This window comes from Streptomyces canus, assembly GCF_030816965.1.
GTDB lineage: Bacteria > Actinomycetota > Actinomycetes > Streptomycetales > Streptomycetaceae > Streptomyces > Streptomyces canus_E.
Genome location: NZ_JAUSYQ010000002.1, coordinates 7,512,466 through 7,530,091, shown reverse-complemented (window position 1 = coordinate 7,530,091; position 17,626 = coordinate 7,512,466). Strand labels below are relative to the sequence as shown.

Sequence of the window (17,626 nt, the reverse complement as noted above, 5' to 3'; positions counted from 1 at the left end):
CCCCGCCCCGTCCAGGAACACCGCCCCAACGCCGCGTCCGGCAGTGACCGAGCCACGCGGCCGACACCGGGGGCCGCCATTCACACAACCCCGACGCCACCCTCAGACGAAGGCCCGTACCGGAACCCGCGTCACCGTCCCTGCCCCGTCCGGGAACACCGCTCCAAGGCCGGGTTCGGTGCGGTGACGAGCCACGAGCGCCCTGGCACAGGCTCACGCCAGCCGCCTGGAGGGCCAGCAGCAGCCAGCTCACCGCCACGGGAGGGTGCGGGAAGGGCAGAACGTGCCGCCAATGCGTCAGCCGGCATCGCGCTCGCCCAGGGCCGCAAGCTCCCGGGCCAGGATGCGCCGCTCGTTCCCGTACAACCGGCGGTGCGTCATGGCAGTCTCGAGCACCCACGGCACCGCGGTGTGGCCCTCGCAGCGCAGGAGCAGTCCCCCCATGCGGGATGGGCCGGCCATAGCTCCTCCACTTGGCGACCGCGTCATCGCCACCCGCCTCGAGAAGCACCCGGGCGGCCGTTCGAGCAGCGCGATCGCCCGGTCGCACGAGGAGAGCAGCGCCCCGGTCGAGACGCCGCATGATCTGCTCGACGCCGTCGGAGCCGACCGCGGCCGGCCAGGTCTCCACGGCGCAACCGGTGCCGTGCACGCCCCTCAGCGCCCCACGATCTGCCCGTCCCCCAGCTCCAGCACCCGGTCCGCCAGGTCCAACAGGGTCGCGTCATGGGTGGCGACCAGCGCGGTGACGTTCTCGCTGCGTACGACGGCTCGCAGCAGCTGCATGACCGCGTGGCCGGTCTCCGCGTCCAGCTGGCCGGTCGGCTCGTCGGCGACGAGGAGCGAGGGGTTGTTGGCGAGGGCGCGGGCGATGGCGACGCGCTGCTGCTGGCCGCCGGAGAGCTCACCGGGGCGCTGCTTCGCGTGCTCCGCGAGGCCGACCAGGGCCAGCAGCAGCTCGACGCGCTCCTCACGCGCGCGTGCGTCCACCCGGCGCAGTCGCATCGGGACGCCGATGTTCTCCGCGGCGGTGAGGATCGGTATGAGCCCGAAGGACTGGAACACGAAGCCGATACGGTCCCGGCGCAGCGCCAGCAGCCCGTCCTCGTCGAGCCCGGCGATGTCGACCCCGTCGAGCTCGACCCGTCCCCGGTCGGGCCGGTCGAGCCCGCCGACGATGTTGAGGAGTGTGGTCTTCCCGGATCCCGAACGGCCCTTGAGGGCGACGAGTTCACCGCGCGGCACCTCGAAGGAGACCCCGCGCAGCGCGTGCACCGCCGCGGCCCCCTCGCCGAACGACCTGTGGATGTCCTCGACCCGCACCATGGTCTCCGTGACGACCTGAGCCATTGCGTTCTCCCCCGTGAAACCGGTAAACCCGCGAACCCCGTGAACTCGTGGAACCGGGCGCCAGTATCACCGTCCGGCGCCCGGCCTTCAACGGTTTCAGCTCGGGTTGTCCCCGTGCGTGAGAGTCTCCCAGGCCACGAAGAGGTTGTTGCTGCCGGCCGGGCGGTTCCGCTCGGTCAGCGCCTGCGTATTAGTCATGCCCATGCCAAGCCTGTTGTGCAGGGCGTTGTACCCCACTTCGGTGACCGGCCCGAGCCCGAGTTTCAGCGACCCGCCGCACAGCCAGCCGGGCACAGCGGTCCCCAGCTCGTACCTGGCCTGGAATCCCAGCGCCTGCCGCAGCCGCTCGCCCACATCCGTGCCGTACAGGTCCTGCCCCTGGATACGGCTCGTCTCGGCGACGTGCGAGATCGCGGAGATGCCGTACCCGGTGTGCGTGAGGTCCCGGCAGGTCTCCTGAGTGAGCCCGGTGACAAAGGTGGACTGCCCCTGCCAGTAATTGACGATCTTGTCCCGGGTGTTCAGGTTCTGGCTGGGCACGGTCTTCGGCAGTTCGCCGTCGGAGTCCAGGTAGACGTAGGCCGCGGCACGGGTGCGGAACTTCGCCATGGCCTTGTCGTACGACGACTTGTCCTCGAGGAAGACGGAGATGCCGACGGCCGCCTCCATCATCGACAGCTCCCAGTTCCCGTTGGAGTTCGAGCCGTTGATGATCTCCGGCAGATAGACGTTGCGGAGCATGGTCGCGAAGCGTCCGGAGTTCGCCCAACTCCCGGTGTACGTGTACTTGATGATCTCGGCCGCCCTGGGCCACGAGGAGCCGGCCCAGCCGGTCTGCAGGGGCGCGTTGCTGTTGGTGTGATCCGTGATCACAGCCGACCAGGCGTCCATGAGCTGGATGGCCTTCTTGGCATACCGCTCGTCCCGGGTGATGTACCAGGCGAGGGCGTCGGTGTAGGCGGCGATCGCGTCCTCGCGCTCGTCGGTGCAGCCATAGTTGGGGTTCGAGTACGACCCGCACTCGACGACCGCCCGCGGCTTGGGCGTGCGGTTCAGATCGGCGTACTTGCTGGCCAGCATCGCGTCGAAGGCACCCTTCCAGGGCTGGGCGCCGGCGCTGACCTTGCTGCGGGCGAAGTCCAACTGCCCTTGGGAGACCGTGACTCCGGGATGGACGAAAGTGGCGGGGGCGGCGTCGGCGGGTCTTGCGAGGACCCCCAGGGCGAACGCGGTGACGACCACCAGCCGTACGGAATGACGCATAGCGGCTCCGTTCTCGTATGTGAACGTTAAGCGCCCCTATGAACATAGGCGTTGGCGGATGACCGTAGGTACAGACCAATACGGCGTCAAGGCCCCGCGCACGGAAAAGGGCCGCACCCCATCACGGGGTACGGCCCTCGACGTCGTACGACTAGCGGACCTCGGTGATCTCCGGTCCGCGCTGCAACTGGCCCATCCCGCCGGAGAAGCGGGAGCCCTCGTCCTGCTGCTGGACACCCTCGGGGACCATCTGGGCGTCGTTCGGCAGCTTCAGGACGATCGGGTCGCGGGGCGCCATCGGGCCCTCGCCGCGGACCACGACCGTGTCCCGGAAGATCTGCTCGAGCAGCCCGGCCGCCTGCGGCTGCACCGCGCCCTGCCCCGAGATCACCCCGCGCAGGAACCAGCGCGGACCGTCCACACCCACGAACCGCACGACCTGGAAGCCGCCCGTGCCGTCCGGCAGCTGCACCGGCACCTGGGCACGCAGCTCCCAGCCCAGCGGACCCTCGACCTCGTCGACGATGCCGCCCTGCTGGGTGATGCCGGAGCCGATCTCCTCGCGCACCTCGCCCCAGATGCCCTCGCGCTTGGGAGCCGCGAAGGCCTGCAGCTGAATAGCGCTGTCGCGCAGTACGACGGTGGCCGCGACGATGGCGTCGCCCGCGACCTCGACCCGCAGCTCCATGCCGTCGACGCCCGGCACGAACAGACCGCCCAGGTCCACGCGACCCTCGGCGGGGTCACGCACCTCGGTGTCGTCCCAGGGCCCGTCGGGGCGCGGCTCCGGCTCCAGCCGTACGCGCTCGCGCTCTACGTCGTCCGCCTCAGTGTCGACGCTGTCGACGACCTGCTCGGCCTCGCCGGCCGCGTCCTCGGCGGCACCCTTCTTCTTGCGACGTCCGAACACGTCACTGTCCTTCCCGGTCGGATACGACCGAAGCGTATCGATTCCCACCCGTTGTGCCGCCCACGGCGGCCTCAGCGCCTGTATCGCCTCCGTCGCCCACGGCGGCGTGACCGCCGGTGGACCCGAAGCCCCCCTCGGCCCGCGCCGAGTCGGGAAGCTCCGCGACCTCCTGGAAGCGGACCCTCTCGACCTGCTGGACGACGAGTTGGGCAATCCGGTCGAAGCGCTCGAACCGCACCGACTCGTGCGGGTCGAGATTCACCACGATCACCTTGATCTCCCCACGGTACCCGGCATCAACCGTCCCCGGGGCATTCACGAGAGCGACACCGCAGCGGGCGGCGAGACCGGATCGAGGGTGCACGAAGGCCGCGTACCCCTCCGGCAGCGCCACAGACACCCCGGTGGGCAGCACGGCCCGTTCTCCTGGCTTCAGTTCACGGCTCTCGGTGGTCCGCAGATCGGCTCCCGCGTCACCGGGGTGCGCGTACGCCGGAAGCGGTACGTCCGGGTCGACACGCCGGATCAGCACGTTCAGGGGGGCACGGCTCACGGGTTCACCTCGAAGGCACGGGCACGCCGGACCTGGTCCGGGTCCTCCATGGCGGCCCGGATCTCCTCCGGGCGGCCGTTGTCGATGAAGTGGTCGACCTTGACCTCGACGAACAGGGCGTCGGCACGGACCGCCACGGGCCCCTCGGGTCCGCCGATCCGGCCGGTCGCGGTCGAGTAGATCTTCCGCCCGGCCACCGCCGTCACCTCGGCCTCCAGATACAGCACCGTGCCCACGGGTACCGGCCGTACGAAGTCGGTCTCCAGACGACCGGTCACGGCGATGGTGCGCAGCAGCCAGTTGAGCGAGCCCAGGGTCTCGTCGAGGGCGGTCGCGAGCACCCCGCCGTGCGCGAGCCCGGGAGCGCCCTGATGGGCGGGGCGCACCGTGAACTCGGCGGTGACCGAGACCCCCTCGCCGGCCCGAGCTTCGAGGTGCAGCCCGTGGGACTGCTCGCCGCCACAGCCGAAACACTGGCCGTAGTGCGCACCGAGCAGCTCACCGGGCGCGGGAGCATCCTGGTGTCGCACAGGTTGCGCCGCGTCGGCGGGAGGCTCGAGAGCCGGGGAAGTACCACTCACAGGCGCAGACCTTACCCGCCCGCCCGTCCCCCACCGCCACCCTGCCTGACGGCGCTTCGCGCCGACTCCCCCTGGCATCGGGCCTGTCAGGACACCGTGCCAAGCTTGGTTCCATGCAGCCCTCCGCCGCCCCGTACGACGAACGTCTCACCGCCCCCCGCTCCTGGTGGCTGATCTCCTTCCTGGTCGGGGTCGCCTTCGCGCTGATCCTGCTTCCCTTCGGGACGCTTCCGCTGCTCGGCGGCCTGGTCGGCGGCACCGCCGTGGCGGCGATCCTCGCGAGCTCCTACGGCTCGCTGCGCATCCGCGTCGTCGGTGACTCCCTCATCGCGGGCGAGGCGAAGATCCCGGTGGCGGCGCTGGGCGAGACGGAGATCCTGGACCCGGAGGAGGCCCGGGCCTGGCGGACCCACAAGGCCGACACCCGCGCCTTCCTGCTGCTGCGCTCCTACATTCCCAGGGCGCTGAAGGTGGAGGTCACCGACCCGGACGACCCGACGCCGTATCTGTATCTGTCGACGCGGGAGCCGGAGCGGCTGGCCGAGGCGCTGAAGGCCGCCCGGACGGCCGCCGCCTAGAACATCCGTGCAGGACTTCACCCCGTCCGTCCGGACGGTGGAGCCGAGCCCGAAGTCTCACGGAAGTCTTACTTCTCCAGCGGAAGCGGATTCGCAGGCGTCTCGAGGGTCGGGAGCTGGGGCAGTTCGTCCCACGGCACCTGCATCTTGCGCAGGTCCTTGCGGATCCGCTCGGCGAGCTTTCTGGTGTCCCTGCGGTTCATGACCGCCCCGACGGCCGCGCCGACCAGGAACGGCATCAGGTTCGGCAGGTCGCGGATCGTCCGCTTCATGATCTGCTGCCGCAGCTGCTGTTTCATCTGGCTGTTGAGCGCGCCGCTCACGGTCGACGGTTTCGTCGCGTCGATTCCGCGCTCCCCCGACCAGGAGTTCAGATACGCGGTGCTGCGCTCCTTGAGGTTCCCGGGCGGCCGTACGCCGTAGACCTCGTGGAGTTCGGCGATCAGCTTCAGCTCGATCGCGGCCACGCCGGTGATCTCGGCGGCCAGTTCGGTCGGCATCGCCGGCGGCACGGGAAGCATCGCCGCCGCTCCGACCCCCGCCCCGACTGTCGCAGTGGCGCTCGCGGCTCCCACGACCAGCTTGTCCGCAAGCTCCTCCGGGCCGAGGCCGGGGAACTGGCGGCGGAGGGTCGCGAGGTCCCGTACGGGGACACGCGGGGCGATCTCGATGATCCGGTCGGCCAGGTACGCCAGGCCCGCCCTGGCCCGGCTGCCGCCCTTGCGGACCCCTTCCCGGGCCCTGTCCCGGACCGCCGCCGCCCGTCGTCTGTCGACGGGCGCGGGCGCCCTGGTCGTATCGGTCGGCGCCGGGAGGCCGGCCCGGTCGGCCACCGGTTCGAGCGAGGCTCCCGTTTCGGAAGAGCCCCGCTCGTCGTCACGCGCGCGGTGAGGGCCGTCGGACGGCCCCTGGTCCGCTCCCCGCCGGAGAGAGCGGCGCTTCCAAGGAGGGGTCGAGCCAGTCATGCCCGACCCGCCCTCAGTCGCAGTCGCGGCAGATCGGCTGGCCGTTCTTCTCCCGGGCCAGCTGGCTGCGGTGGTGCACCAGGAAGCAGCTCATGCAGGTGAACTCGTCCTGCTGCTTGGGCAGTACCCGGACGGCCAGCTCTTCGTTCGAAAGGTCCGCGCCGGGCAGTTCCAGGCCTTCGGCGGCCTCGAACTCGTCGACGTCCACTGCGGAGGTCGACTTGTCGTTCCTACGCGCCTTGAGCTCTTCAAGGCTGTCCGAGTCGACGTCGTCGTCGGTCTTGCGTGGGGTGTCGTAATCCGTAGCCATGTCGCTCTCCCCCTCTGGGTGTCTGCGGTGTCTCCAGCGCACGTAACGCGTGAGAGGCCGGACTTGTGCCCGACCCGAGGCGGAGATTTTGCCTCACATCAAGGTCTGTTACTCAATCGACACCCAACCGGACTCCTCTTGAGTGATCGGGTTGGATGGCGATCGGGACCGTACACGGTCCGAATCCCGCACTTCAAAGGCGTCTCACCGTGTACTTCCCGTGATCAGGACCCCTGAAAACCCGGATTTTCCCGGCTTTCCGACAGGGTGCATGATCACCGAGAGTAGATGGCCGGAAAATCTCCCTTGTGATCGATCACACATGGAGCGGTCCATCAAGTGCCCAGAAAATTCCGCGCAAAGCGAACATCCCTGTGTATCGGTCTCAGTGCGGGGGCCATGGTCTCAGACCGGAAGGGTGACTCGCATCACGAGCCCACCCCCTTCGCGCGGCTGAGCGGTGATGTGGCCGCCGTGCGCCCGCGCCACGGACCGCACGATGGACAGACCGAGCCCGACGCCCTTGTCGCTGCCGGTGCGGTCGGCGCCCCGCAGCCGCTTGAACGGCTCGAAGAGATTGTCGACCTCGTACGCCGGCACGACAGGGCCCGTGTTGGACACCGTGAGCACCGCGTGGCCGTGCTGGACCTCCGTGGTCACCTCGACCCAGCCGTCCTCGGGCACGTTGTAGCGCACGGCGTTCTGCACCAGGTTCAGGGCTATCCGCTCCAGGAGGACGCCGTTGCCCTGGACGACCGCCGTCTTCCGGTCGCCGCGGATCGCCACGCCCTTGGCCTCCGCCTCGCCGTGCACCTGGTCGACCGCCTGCTCGGCGACCTCGGCGAGGTCCACGGGCTTGCGCTCGACGATCTGGTTGTCGCTGCGGGCGAGCAGCAGCAGACCCTCCACAAGCTGTTCACTGCGCTCGTTGGTGGCCAGCAACGTCTTGCCCAGCTGTTGCAGCTCCACAGGTGCCCCCGGATCCGACAGATGCACCTCCAGGAGCGTGCGGTTGATCGCCAACGGGGTTCTCAGCTCGTGCGAGGCGTTGCCGACGAAGCGCTGCTGGGCCGTGAAGGCCCGCTCGAGACGCTCCAGCATGTCGTCGAAGGTGTCGGCCAGTTCCTTGATCTCGTCGTCCGGGCCGTCCAGCTCGATACGGCGGGAGAGGTCCGAGCCCGCCACCGAGCGCGCGGTGCGCAGGATCCGGCCGAGCGGCGACAGGACGCGTCCCGCCATCGCGTAGCCGAAGGCGAAGGCGATGATCGCGAGGCCGAGCAGGGCCAGCAGTGAGCGGCTGAGGAGGTTGTCCAGGGCGTGCTGGCGCTGGTCGTTGACGCACTGGTTCAGCGCGTGGTTGAGCTCGTCCGCGGGCAGCTCACTGCCCGACAGCTTGCAGATGTCGCTGGTCACCCCGCCGGAGACGATCTTGAAGGGCAGGTTGCTTCCCACATTCAACGCGTTCGCGGCGAGCAGGTAGATGATCGACAGCAGCAGAATGCCCGCGATCAGGAACATGCCGCCGTACAGCAGCGTGAGCCTTATGCGGATGGTCGGGCGCAGCCACGGCAGCGGCGGCGCCGGCCGCCTGGGGTCCCAGGTGGGCTTCGGGGGGGCCTGAGGAGGAGCGGGAGTCGAGGCCACGGGTTATCAGATCCGGTAGCCGGAGCCGGGCACGGTGACGATCACTGCGGGTTCACCCAGCTTGCGGCGCAGGGTCATGACGGTCACCCGCACCACATTGGTGAAGGGGTCGGTGTTCTCGTCCCACGCCTTCTCCAGGAGCTGCTCCGCGGAGACGACGGCACCCTCGGAGCGCATCAGCACCTCCAGGACGGCGAACTCCTTGGGGGCGAGCTGGACCTCCTTGCCGTCGCGGAAGACCTCGCGGCGGTTGGGGTCGAGCTTGATCCCGGCGCGCTCCAGGACCGGCGGCAGCGGCACGCTGGTGCGCCGGCCGAGGGCACGCACGCGTGCCGTCAGCTCGCTGAACGCGAACGGCTTGGGCAGATAGTCGTCGGCGCCGATCTCCAGGCCCTCGACACGGTCGCTGACGTCGCCGGACGCCGTGAGCATCAGCACGCGCGTGGGCATGCCGAGTTCGACGATCTTGCGGCAGACGTCGTCGCCGTGGACGAGGGGGAGGTCGCGGTCGAGGACCACCACGTCGTAGTCGTTGACTCCGATGCGTTCCAGGGCGGCCGCACCGTCGTACACGACGTCGACGGCCATGGCCTCCCGGCGCAGTCCGGTGGCCACCGCATCGGCGAGCAGCTGCTCGTCCTCGACGACGAGTACGCGCACGTCGCTTGTCCTTCCTGTGTCCACCCGCGTAGCGCGCTTCGGGCACGCGCGGGCAGGGTGCCGGGTGAGTGTTGGCCTCCATCCTGCCCTTTTCGGCCATAAGTCGGCTGTAAGACGGGTGAGCGGCAACTGAAAGACGGGTGTGAGAGCGGGAATGCGGGATTTTCTCGCGCGGTTGAGGTTTCCGTCGGAAGGAGCGGGGGGAGGACGGCTTTACACCCCGCGATCACGCTCTGCATGTGCCGTACCACCATGCGGCACGCCGCGATCCGCTTCCGCAGAGCGGGCGTGGGTGTCCGGCACCGTCGCCGCCCGGCACGGCAGCGCTGGGCACCTACAGGAGACGTGATCGCCCCTTCCGAACGGCACACCCCCGTGCCACCGACCCACGACCCAGGACGAGGGGGCGCAGCATGGACGCATTCACCGCAGGACTTCTGCAGCGCATAAGGGCGACCGAGACCGATCTGACACGGGCTCGCAACGAGGGCGACGACTTCCTCGTCGAGGTGGAGCAGGGCGAGCTCGACGACCTGCGCCGCCTCGCCGCCGAACACGGTGTGGAGGTCAGCGCCTAGCGTCTGATCGGCTTCGCGGCACGACAGCGGACCCCCGGCGAATCCAGCGCCGGGGGTCCGCTGCGTCGGGGCCCGGACGCGTTCACCTCGTGTTCGTCCGGAGTCGGTCCGTCAGTCGTGCCAGGCGCCGAAGTCCTCCAGGAGCTCCTGGAGGGGCTCGAAGACCCCCGGGGTGCCGGCGACGGTGAGGCCGGGGTTCGGGCGTTCTCCGGGGCGGCCGCCGGTCAGTGCGCCCGCTTCCCGGGCGACGAGGTCGCCCGCCCCGTAGTCCCAGGCGTTCAGGCCTCGCTCGTAGTAGCCGTCCAGGCGGCCTGCGGCGAGGTCGCACAGGTCGACCGCCGCCGAGCCGCCGCGGCGGATGTCGCGGAGCAGGGGGATCAGCTTCCGGGCCACCTCGGCCTGGTGGGTGCGGACCTCGGTGACGTAGTTGAAGCCCGTCGACACCAGGGCCTGGTCCAGGGGCGGCGCCGGGCGGCACGTCAGCCTGCGCTCACCCGCCCACGCTCCCGTGGCCCAGGCGCCCTCGCCTCGGACCGCGTGGTACGTCTCGCCGCGCATCGGCGCCGCGACGACTCCCACGACGGTCTCGCCGTCCTGCTCGGCCGCGATGGAGACGGACCAGGTCGGCAGCCCGTAAAGGTAGTTGACCGTACCGTCGAGGGGGTCGATCACCCAGCGGATCCCGCTCGTGCCCTCGGTGGCGGCGCCCTCCTCACCGAGGAAGCCGTCGTCCGGGCGGTGTTCGGAGATCAGGTCCGTGATCAGCTTCTCCGCCGCGATGTCCATCTCGGTCACCACGTCGATGGGGCTGGACTTGGTCCTGGCGACGGCGAGGTCGGCCGGGCGGCCGTCCCGCAGCAGGGCGCCGGCCCGACGGGCCGCCTCCTGGGCCAGCCGAAGCAGTTCCGCGTGCAGGGGGTCGGTCACGGGGCTCCTCACGCGTACGGGCTGTCGACGCCCGCGGCTGCGGGCTTGGCGGCACGGGCCGGGCAGCAGCCGACCGGACAGACGTTGTGATCGGGCCCGAGCGCACCGACGGCGCAGGGCGCGACCTCCTGCCCGCGCTCCACCTTGGCCCGCTCCAGGACCAGGTCACGGATCGCGGCGGCGAACCGCGGGTCGTCGCCGACGGTCGCCGAGCGGCGCATCGGCAGGCCCAGCTCCTCGGCCTTGGCCTTCGCCTCCGTGTCGAGGTCGTAGAGGACCTCCATGTGGTCGGAGACGAAGCCGATGGGGGCTATCACCATGGCCGGGACGCCGGATCCGTGGCGCTCCTCAAGGTGGTCGCAGATGTCTGGCTCCAGCCACGGGATGTGCGGGGCGCCGGAGCGCGACTGGTAGACGAGCTGCCAGGGGTGGTCGACGCCGGTGCGCTCACGGACGGCGTCCGCGATCAGCCGGGCGACCTCGAGGTGCTGCGCGACGTACGCGCCGCCCTCGCCATGGCCCTCGACCGGGCCGGAGGTGTCCGCGGACGCGTTCGGGATCGAGTGGGTCGAGAAGGCGATGTGGGCACCGTCGCGGACGTCCTCGGGGAGCTCGGCGAGGGACTCGATCACCCCGTCGACCATGGGCTCCAGGAAACCCGGGTGGTTGAAGTAGTGCCGCAGCTTGTCGATCTTCGGCAGCTCCAGGCCCTCGGCCTGAAGAGCCGCCAGCGACTCGGCGACGTTCTCGCGGTACTGGCGGCAGCCCGAGTAGGAGGCGTAGGCACTGGTGGCGAGGACCAGGATGCGGCGGTGGCCGTCGGCGATCATCTCGCGCAGGGTGTCGGTGAGGTAGGGCGCCCAGTTGCGGTTGCCCCAGTAGATCGGCAGGTCCAGGCCGTGGTCCGCGAAGTCCTTGCGCAGGGCGTCCAGCAGGGCACGGTTCTGGTCATTGATGGGGCTGACCCCGCCGAACAGGAAGTAGTGCCGGCCGACTTCCTTCAGGCGTTCCTTGGGGATGCCACGCCCGCGTGTCACGTTCTCCAGGAACGGGACCACGTCGTCGGGGCCCTCGGGGCCTCCGAACGAGAGCAGGAGCAGGGCGTCGTAGGGGGTGGCATCGAGCGCGTCTCGCATGGGTCGATCCTGTCATCCGGTGCTGACAGCCGGGAAACGGCGGGGTGAGCACCCGGGTTCCCGGACCGTCCGACGGGGTGCGTTAGGGTCACCTCACTCGTAAGCTGTATCAGGCATATTCGCGCCTTACCGCTGCCCGAGCCGCTGCTCACCGGCCGACCGGAGAACCCCTGTGTCCAGCCCCTACCGCGCCCTGTTCGCCGCCCCCGGCTCCAAGGGTTTCGCCGCCGCGGGCTTCGTCGGCCGGATGCCGCTGTCGATGATGGGCATCGGCGTGGTCACGATGATCTCCCAGCTCACCGGCAGGTACGGCCTCGCGGGCACGCTGTCGGCCACCATCGCGCTGGCCGCCGCGGCGATCGGCCCGCAGGTCTCCCGGCTGGTGGATCTGCACGGCCAGCGACGGGTGCTGCGCCCGGCGACGCTCGTCGCGCTGGTGGCGTCCGCCGGGATGCTGCTCGCCGCGCACTTCCGCTGGCCGGACTGGGTGCTGTTCATGTGCGCCGTCGGCATCGGCTCGGTGCCGAGTCTCGGCGCGATGATCCGCGCACGGTGGGCGGCCCTGTACCGCGGCACCCCGCAGCTGCACACCGCGTACTCCTTCGAGTCCGTCGTCGACGAGGTCTGCTTCATCTTCGGGCCGATCATCTCCATCGGGCTGTCCACGGCCTGGTTCCCGGAGGCGGGCCCGCTGCTCGCCGCCTGCTTCCTGGCGGTCGGCGTCTTCTGGCTGACCGCGCAGCGGGCCACCGAACCGGCCCCGCACCCACGCGAGCACGACGGTGGCCGTACGGCACTGCGCGCGCCGGGCCTGCAGGTCCTGGTGGCCACCTTCGTGGCGACCGGGGCGATCTTCGGGGCGGTGGACGTGGTCACCGTGGCCTTCGCCGACGAGCAGGGCCACAAGGGCGCCGCGAGCCTCGTGCTCGCCCTCTACGCGGCGGGGTCCTGCGTCGCGGGGCTCGTGTTCGGGCTGCTGCACTTCGGGGGACGGCCCGAACCTCGCTGGCTGCTGGGCATATGCGCCATGGCCGTGAGTATGATCCCCCTCCTACTGGTCGGAAACTTGCCGTTTCTGGCCGTGGCGTTGTTCGTTTCGGGCCTGTCCATCGCTCCCACGATGATCACGACGATGTCCCTGATCGAGCAGCACGTACCACGCGCGCAACTGACCGAGGGGATGACCTGGATCAGTACCGGGCTCGCGGTCGGGGTCGCGCTCGGCTCCTCCGTAGCCGGCTGGGTGATCGACGCGGCCGGTGCGCGCGCCGGGTACGGGGTTCCGGCGGTGTCCGGGGCCGTCGCGGTCGCGGTCGGTTTCCTGGGGTACCGCCGGCTCAGCAGGCCGGCTCCACGTCGGGGAGGCAGCGTTGAGCACGGCAGCGAGCGCGAAGAACGGCACGTGGCGTAACTGGGGCGGCAACGTGGCCGCGCGTCCCACCCGGGAGGTCACGCCCGCCTCGGTCGACGAGCTGGCGGCTGCCGTGCGGAAGGCCGCCGAGGACGGTCTCAAGGTGAAGGCCGTCGGCACCGGCCACTCCTTCACGTCGATCGCCGCGACAGACGGTGTGTTGATCCGCCCTCAACTGTTGACCGGCATCCGCAACATTGACCGGGACGCCATGACCGTCACGGTGGAGGCCGGTACGCCGCTCAAGAGGCTCAACATGGCTCTCGCGCGCGAGGGCCTGTCCCTCACCAACATGGGCGACATCATGGAACAGACGGTCTCCGGGGCCACCAGTACCGGCACCCACGGCACGGGCCGCGAGTCGGGCTCGATCGCCGCCCAGATCAGGGGACTTGAGCTGGTCACGGCCGACGGCTCGGTCCTCAGCTGCTCCGAGAAGGAGAATCCCGAGGTCTTCGCGGCCGCCCGGATCGGCCTGGGCGCGCTCGGCGTCGTCACCGCGATCACGTTCGCCGTCGAACCGGTCTTCCTGCTCACGGCACGCGAGGAGCCCATGAGCTTCGACAAGGTCACCAGCGCCTTCGACGAACTCTGGGCCGAGAACGAACACTTCGAGTTCTACTGGTTCCCGCACACCGGCAACACCAACACCAAGCGCAACAACCGCAGCGCGGGCCCCGAGAAGCCGGTGCCGCAGCTCCAGGGCTGGATCGAGGACGAGTTCCTCTCCAACGGCGTGTTCCAGGTGGCCCAGTGGGTCGGCCGCGCGGTGCCGGGCACGATCCCCTCGATCGCACGGATCTCCAGCAAGGCGTTGTCCGCGCGGACCTACACCGACATCCCGTACAAGGTCTTCACATCGCCCCGCCGGGTGCGGTTCGTGGAGATGGAGTACGCCGTCCCGCGCGAGGCCGTCGTCGGGACACTGCGCGAACTGAGGACGATGATCGAGCGCTCCGGGCTGAAGGTCAGCTTCCCCGTGGAGGTGCGCACCGCGCCCGCCGACGACATCACGCTGTCCACCGCCTCGGGACGCGACAGCGCGTACATCGCGGTCCACATGGTCAAGGGGACGCCGTACCAGGCGTACTTCACGGCCGCCGAGCGGATCTTCACGGCGCACGAGGGGCGTCCGCACTGGGGCAAGGTGCACACGCGCGACGCGGAGTACTTCGCCGGGATCTACCCGCGCTTCGGCGAGTTCACCGCGCTCCGGGACCGGCTCGACCCCGACCGTCGCTTCCAGAACGACTACTTGCGGCGGGTGTTGGGGGCGTAGCGGGACGGTCGGGGGACGTACATGGGAAGCCAATAGTTCCGTTTCGGGTGATTCCGTGAAGTACGCCACGTCCAAGATCCCGACAACCGCCCAACGGACGGCCGGGCGCCGTTTCTTGAACGAAGTTGAGTGGCGCGCCAATCCACGCAGGTGGCCCAAATGGAGTACTGTTGCGAGCCCTGGGTACGGTCTCCCGCCAGGGCGTCCGTGGTCTTCAAGGGGCGCCGGGAGGGGGCTAGTTGCACAGGGTGACGGAGTTGGTCACTCAGCGTTGCGAATAAGTAACCGTGCCATAACGGCGATCCAGGGCCTGTGCCCGACACGCCGGGCAACTCGGCAAGGTTGTGGCAGGCTGCACCCGGGCAGGTCACACTCGACTAGCGGAAGCAGCGACGCACGTGACGTCGGCAGGCACCACCCGGGAGGTCCCCATGCCCGAACTGCGTGTCGTGGCCGTCTCCAATGACGGCACACGGCTGGTGCTGAAGGCTGCCGACTCAACGGAGTACACGCTTCCGATCGACGAGCGGCTGCGCGCAGCGGTGCGCGGCGACCGTCCGCGCCTCGGCCAGATCGAGATCGAGGTCGAAAGCCATCTCCGTCCCCGCGACATCCAGGCGCGTATACGCGCGGGTGCCACCGCGGAAGAGGTAGCCCAGCTCGCAGGTATCCCCGTAGACCGTGTACGGCGCTTCGAGGGCCCTGTGCTCGCCGAGCGCGCCTTCATGGCCGAACGAGCCCGCAAGACTCCGGTCCGCAGGCCCGGCGAGAACGCCGGACCGCAGCTCGGCGAGGCCGTCCAGGAGCGGCTGTTGCTGCGCGGCGCCGAGAAGGACACCGTCCAGTGGGACTCGTGGCGCCGTGACGACGGCACCTGGGAGGTTCTGCTGGTCTACTGCGTCGCGGGCGAACCCCACTCGGCGAGCTGGACCTACGACCCGCCCCGGCGGCTCGTCCAGGCCGTGGACGAGGAGGCACGCTCGCTGATCGGCGAGTCCGAGGACCTCGGCGCGCCGGAGCCCAGCTTTCCGTTCGTGCCGCGTATCGCACGGCTGCCGCGCGACCGGCCGCTGGACCGCGCCCTCGACCGGCCGAGTCTCCCCCCGGCCGAACCCGTCGAGGAGACCGTCGCTGAACGGGACTCGCTGACCAGCCTGTTGGAGGCCGTACCGAGTTTCCGGGGCGACATGGTCGTACCGGAGCGGCCGTCCGAGCCGGCGACCGCCGAGGAAACGCCCGATCCGGAGCCCGAGGTGGAGGAGCCGCCCGCTCCCGCTGCCTCGGCCGGTTCCGCCTACGCGGACGTCCTCATGCCGCGTTCGGTGGCCAGCCACCGCGACCGCCTCATCGGCGCGACCGACCGCCAGGCCGAGGCGGACGGCGTCCGTCCGGGGCGCAGAGCGGCCGTCCCGAGCTGGGACGAGATCGTGTTCGGGACGCGGAGGAAGAAGCAGGAGTAGTCGGTCGTACGAGGAAGAGGGCCGCGCTCACGGAGTGCGGCCCTCTCTCGGTCCGGACAGGGTCGGGTTACTGGGGATCCGGTCCCACGGCGACCGGGCGCTCCGGGTCCGAGGACCACTCCGACCAGGAACCGACGTACAGCGCCGCCGGGATGCCCGCGACCGCCAGGGCCAGGACCTCGTGGGCACCGGAGACGCCCGAGCCGCAGTAGACACCGACCTCGGTGTCGTCGTCGGCACCGAGGGCCTTGAAGCGGGCGTTCAGCTCCTCCGCGGGCAGGAAGCGGCCGTCCGGGCCGACGTTGTCCGTGGTGGGCGCGGACAGGGCGCCGGGGATGTGGCCGCCGACGCGGTCGATCGGCTCCACCTCACCGCGGTACCGCTCCCCCGCGCGCGCGTCCAGCAGCACCCCCGCGCGGGCCAGCGCCGCGGCCGCGTCGGCATCGAGGAGACCGGCCGCCGCGGGCACCGGCTCGAAGTCGCCCTCGGCACGAGCCGGACCCGGCACGGAGGACTGCAGCGGCCCCTGCCAGGACGGCAACCCGCCGTCGAGGACTCGCACGTCCGGGTGACCCGTCCAGCGCAGCAGCCACCACGCGCGGGCGGCCGCCCAGCCCTGTCCGCCGTCGTACACGACCACCGGCGTGCCCGCGGAGACACCCGCCCGGCGCATCGCGGCGCCGAACTCGGCGAGGTCGGGCAGCGGGTGCCGCCCGCCGGTGCCGGCCGGGCCGGCCAACTCCCGGTCCAGGTCAACGTAGACCGCGCCCGGGATGTGCCCGGCCGCGTACTCGGCCCGGCCGTCGAAGGGCGGCTCACCGGCCGCCTTGGCCACGCTCAGCTGCCAGCGGACGTCGAGCAGGACGGGCGGGTTCGGGCCCGCCAGGTCGCTCGCGAGTTCGGATGCGGAGATGATGGCGTTCATGGCCACCATCCTTGCGCACGGGGTGGCCGCGTCGCCCAGGTCCGGCTACTGTGCTCCGCCGGACAGGCCCGGTCACGAGGCGTACGGGACCGGGCACATGCTGTACAGCCGATCGACACGCGTCGGCCACCGCGTGGCAACGGTCAGGCGCCGCGGCAGGCACCCTCCTGGCACTGGAGGCCTCGCGGCGGCGTGCCCGGAGCGCGCGGCACCGCGGGTGGTGCGAGCATCGGCACGGAGGTCCGGACCGCGGACACGACACGGCCACCGCGAGGGGCCGAGGAGAGAGTGACGATGACCGAGGTAAGGGGGTCGGCCGCCCCGCCCGCTCGGCACACGCCCGGTACGCCCTGCTGGGTGAGTCTGATGGTGCACGGGATGGCCGCGACGCGGGAGTTCTACGGATCGCTGTTCGGCTGGGAGTTCGTGCCGGGCCCGCAGCACCTCGGGCCCTATGTCCGGGCCCTCCTGGATGGCCAGGAGGTCGCCGGGATCGGCCAGCTGCCGCCCGACCGCCATCTTCCGGTGGCCTGGACGCCCTACCTCTCCTCGGACGACATCGATCTGACGGCCGAAACGGTACGGCTGTGCGGCGGCACGGTGGGAGTGGGACCGCTGGACGCCGGGGACGCCGGGCGGCTGGTGATCGGCTCCGACCCCGCCGGCGCCGTCTTCGGGGTGTGGCAGGCGGCGGCGCACCTCGGCACGTCCGTCGCGGGCGTACCGGGCACTCCCGCCTGGCACGAGCTGCTCACCTTCGAGACGGTGAGCGTCGCCAAGTTCTACGAGACGGTCTTCGGCTACGAGGAGGAGCCGGTGGTCTCCGCCGACTTCGACTACGTCACCCTCCACGCCGGCGGCCGCCCGGTCGCCGGCCTCCACGGCGTCGGCCACACCCTTCCCCGCGACCGTGGGCCGCACTGGATGACCTACTTCGAGGTGGCCGACGCGACCGCTGCCACCCGCCTCCTCACCGACCTGGGCGGCCACGTCCTGCGCCCACCGCACGACAGCCCGCACGGCCGCGTGGCCTCAGTGGCGGATCCGGAGGGCGCGCGGTTCGCGCTGATCGAGAACCCGCGCTGAGACAGGAGTT

At 70.5% G+C, this 17,626-nt stretch carries 19 protein-coding genes; 6 read left to right on the top strand and 13 right to left on the bottom strand.

Going from position 1 to position 17,626, the window contains the following annotated elements; all coding sequences use genetic code 11:
• Positions 1 to 297: 297 nt before the first annotated feature.
• From QF027_RS35640 to QF027_RS35615, 6 genes are all read right to left on the bottom strand, one after another.
• Positions 298 to 462, bottom strand: a complete 165-nt coding sequence (locus tag QF027_RS35640) for a hypothetical protein (protein ID WP_307079234.1) — start codon at positions 460 to 462, stop codon at positions 298 to 300.
• Positions 463 to 657: 195 nt separating this feature from the next.
• Positions 658 to 1,350 (bottom strand): ABC transporter ATP-binding protein, encoded by a 693-nt coding sequence (locus QF027_RS35635; RefSeq protein WP_306975364.1) that lies wholly within the window; start codon positions 1,348 to 1,350, stop codon positions 658 to 660.
• A gap of 96 nt (positions 1,351 to 1,446) precedes the next feature.
• Positions 1,447 to 2,613 (bottom strand): alginate lyase family protein, encoded by a 1,167-nt coding sequence (locus tag QF027_RS35630; RefSeq protein ID WP_306975366.1) that lies wholly within the window; start codon positions 2,611 to 2,613, stop codon positions 1,447 to 1,449.
• Between the two features lie 151 nt (positions 2,614 to 2,764).
• On the bottom strand, positions 2,765 to 3,523 hold the full coding sequence (locus tag QF027_RS35625) for a DUF3710 domain-containing protein (protein WP_057611270.1): 759 nt from the start codon (positions 3,521 to 3,523) through the stop codon (positions 2,765 to 2,767).
• Position 3,524: 1 nt separating this feature from the next.
• Positions 3,525 to 4,076: a dUTP diphosphatase gene (gene dut / locus QF027_RS35620; protein ID WP_306975368.1), complete on the bottom strand. Its 552-nt coding sequence runs from the start codon at positions 4,074 to 4,076 to the stop codon at positions 3,525 to 3,527.
• On the bottom strand, positions 4,073 to 4,657 hold the full coding sequence (locus QF027_RS35615) for a PaaI family thioesterase (RefSeq protein ID WP_306975370.1): 585 nt from the start codon (positions 4,655 to 4,657) through the stop codon (positions 4,073 to 4,075). Before QF027_RS35615 ends, dut begins: the two co-directional genes overlap by 4 nt.
• Positions 4,658 to 4,770: 113 nt before the next feature.
• On the opposite strand from QF027_RS35615, the gene QF027_RS35610 reads away from it, so the two are divergent.
• Entirely contained in the window at positions 4,771 to 5,235 is a 465-nt protein-coding gene (locus QF027_RS35610; RefSeq protein ID WP_266508948.1) for a DUF3093 domain-containing protein, read from the top strand.
• A gap of 68 nt (positions 5,236 to 5,303) precedes the next feature.
• Here the strand turns inward: QF027_RS35610 and QF027_RS35605 are convergent, their stop codons facing one another.
• From QF027_RS35605 to QF027_RS35590, 4 genes are all read right to left on the bottom strand, one after another.
• Positions 5,304 to 6,200, bottom strand: coding sequence for a hypothetical protein (locus tag QF027_RS35605; protein ID WP_307079232.1), 897 nt, complete (start codon positions 6,198 to 6,200; stop codon positions 5,304 to 5,306).
• A gap of 13 nt (positions 6,201 to 6,213) precedes the next feature.
• Positions 6,214 to 6,510, bottom strand: a complete 297-nt coding sequence (locus QF027_RS35600; protein ID WP_005481602.1) for a DUF4193 domain-containing protein — start codon at positions 6,508 to 6,510, stop codon at positions 6,214 to 6,216.
• Positions 6,511 to 6,915: 405 nt separating this feature from the next.
• On the bottom strand, positions 6,916 to 8,154 hold the full coding sequence (locus QF027_RS35595) for a sensor histidine kinase (RefSeq protein ID WP_306975374.1): 1,239 nt from the start codon (positions 8,152 to 8,154) through the stop codon (positions 6,916 to 6,918).
• A 6-nt stretch (positions 8,155 to 8,160) separates the two neighbouring features.
• Entirely contained in the window at positions 8,161 to 8,814 is a 654-nt protein-coding gene (locus QF027_RS35590) for a response regulator transcription factor (RefSeq protein ID WP_030605557.1), read from the bottom strand.
• Between the two features lie 413 nt (positions 8,815 to 9,227).
• Here QF027_RS35590 and QF027_RS35585 point away from each other — a divergent pair, with 413 nt between their 5' ends.
• Positions 9,228 to 9,392 (top strand): hypothetical protein, encoded by a 165-nt coding sequence (locus QF027_RS35585; RefSeq protein ID WP_020121920.1) that lies wholly within the window; start codon positions 9,228 to 9,230, stop codon positions 9,390 to 9,392.
• A 111-nt stretch (positions 9,393 to 9,503) separates the two neighbouring features.
• On the opposite strand, the gene QF027_RS35580 is transcribed toward QF027_RS35585, so the two are convergent.
• Together QF027_RS35580 and QF027_RS35575 are read right to left on the bottom strand one after the other, a co-directional pair.
• Positions 9,504 to 10,319: an inositol monophosphatase family protein gene (locus QF027_RS35580; protein ID WP_307079230.1), complete on the bottom strand. Its 816-nt coding sequence runs from the start codon at positions 10,317 to 10,319 to the stop codon at positions 9,504 to 9,506.
• A gap of 8 nt (positions 10,320 to 10,327) precedes the next feature.
• Positions 10,328 to 11,455 carry a ferrochelatase gene (locus tag QF027_RS35575; protein WP_307079228.1) on the bottom strand — a complete coding sequence of 376 codons (1,128 nt, stop codon included), beginning with the start codon at positions 11,453 to 11,455 and terminating at the stop codon, positions 10,328 to 10,330.
• A 172-nt stretch (positions 11,456 to 11,627) separates the two neighbouring features.
• Here QF027_RS35575 and QF027_RS35570 point away from each other — a divergent pair, with 172 nt between their 5' ends.
• From QF027_RS35570 to sepH, 3 genes are all read left to right on the top strand, one after another.
• On the top strand, positions 11,628 to 12,866 hold the full coding sequence (locus QF027_RS35570) for an MFS transporter (protein ID WP_307079225.1): 1,239 nt from the start codon (positions 11,628 to 11,630) through the stop codon (positions 12,864 to 12,866).
• Complete coding sequence (locus QF027_RS35565; protein ID WP_307079223.1) at positions 12,826 to 14,145, top strand: D-arabinono-1,4-lactone oxidase; 1,320 nt, start codon at positions 12,826 to 12,828, stop codon at positions 14,143 to 14,145. The genes QF027_RS35570 and QF027_RS35565 overlap by 41 nt, the downstream gene beginning before the upstream one ends.
• A 431-nt stretch (positions 14,146 to 14,576) precedes the next feature.
• Entirely contained in the window at positions 14,577 to 15,605 is a 1,029-nt protein-coding gene (gene sepH / locus QF027_RS35560) for a septation protein SepH (protein ID WP_306975386.1), read from the top strand.
• A 67-nt stretch (positions 15,606 to 15,672) separates the two neighbouring features.
• Here the strand turns inward: sepH and QF027_RS35555 are convergent, their stop codons facing one another.
• Entirely contained in the window at positions 15,673 to 16,530 is an 858-nt protein-coding gene (locus QF027_RS35555) for a sulfurtransferase (RefSeq protein WP_306975388.1), read from the bottom strand.
• Positions 16,531 to 16,824: 294 nt separating this feature from the next.
• On the opposite strand from QF027_RS35555, the gene QF027_RS35550 reads away from it, so the two are divergent.
• Positions 16,825 to 17,616, top strand: a complete 792-nt coding sequence (locus tag QF027_RS35550; protein WP_307079222.1) for a VOC family protein — start codon at positions 16,825 to 16,827, stop codon at positions 17,614 to 17,616.
• Positions 17,617 to 17,626: the final 10 nt, after the last annotated feature.

Coding starts and splice junctions, on each gene's coding strand:
- QF027_RS35575 (WP_307079228.1), bottom strand. CDS start 11,455: ATGCGAGACGCGCTCGATGCCACCCCCTACGACGCCCTGCTCCTGCTC.
- QF027_RS35605 (WP_307079232.1), bottom strand. CDS start 6,200: ATGACTGGCTCGACCCCTCCTTGGAAGCGCCGCTCTCTCCGGCGGGGA.
- QF027_RS35640 (WP_307079234.1), bottom strand. CDS start 462: ATGGCCGGCCCATCCCGCATGGGGGGACTGCTCCTGCGCTGCGAGGGC.
- QF027_RS35635 (WP_306975364.1), bottom strand. CDS start 1,350: ATGGCTCAGGTCGTCACGGAGACCATGGTGCGGGTCGAGGACATCCAC.
- QF027_RS35630 (WP_306975366.1), bottom strand. CDS start 2,613: ATGCGTCATTCCGTACGGCTGGTGGTCGTCACCGCGTTCGCCCTGGGG.
- sepH (WP_306975386.1), top strand. CDS start 14,577: ATGCCCGAACTGCGTGTCGTGGCCGTCTCCAATGACGGCACACGGCTG.
- QF027_RS35610 (WP_266508948.1), top strand. CDS start 4,771: ATGCAGCCCTCCGCCGCCCCGTACGACGAACGTCTCACCGCCCCCCGC.
- QF027_RS35600 (WP_005481602.1), bottom strand. CDS start 6,510: ATGGCTACGGATTACGACACCCCACGCAAGACCGACGACGACGTCGAC.
- QF027_RS35550 (WP_307079222.1), top strand. CDS start 16,825: ATGACCGAGGTAAGGGGGTCGGCCGCCCCGCCCGCTCGGCACACGCCC.
- QF027_RS35585 (WP_020121920.1), top strand. CDS start 9,228: ATGGACGCATTCACCGCAGGACTTCTGCAGCGCATAAGGGCGACCGAG.
- QF027_RS35555 (WP_306975388.1), bottom strand. CDS start 16,530: ATGAACGCCATCATCTCCGCATCCGAACTCGCGAGCGACCTGGCGGGC.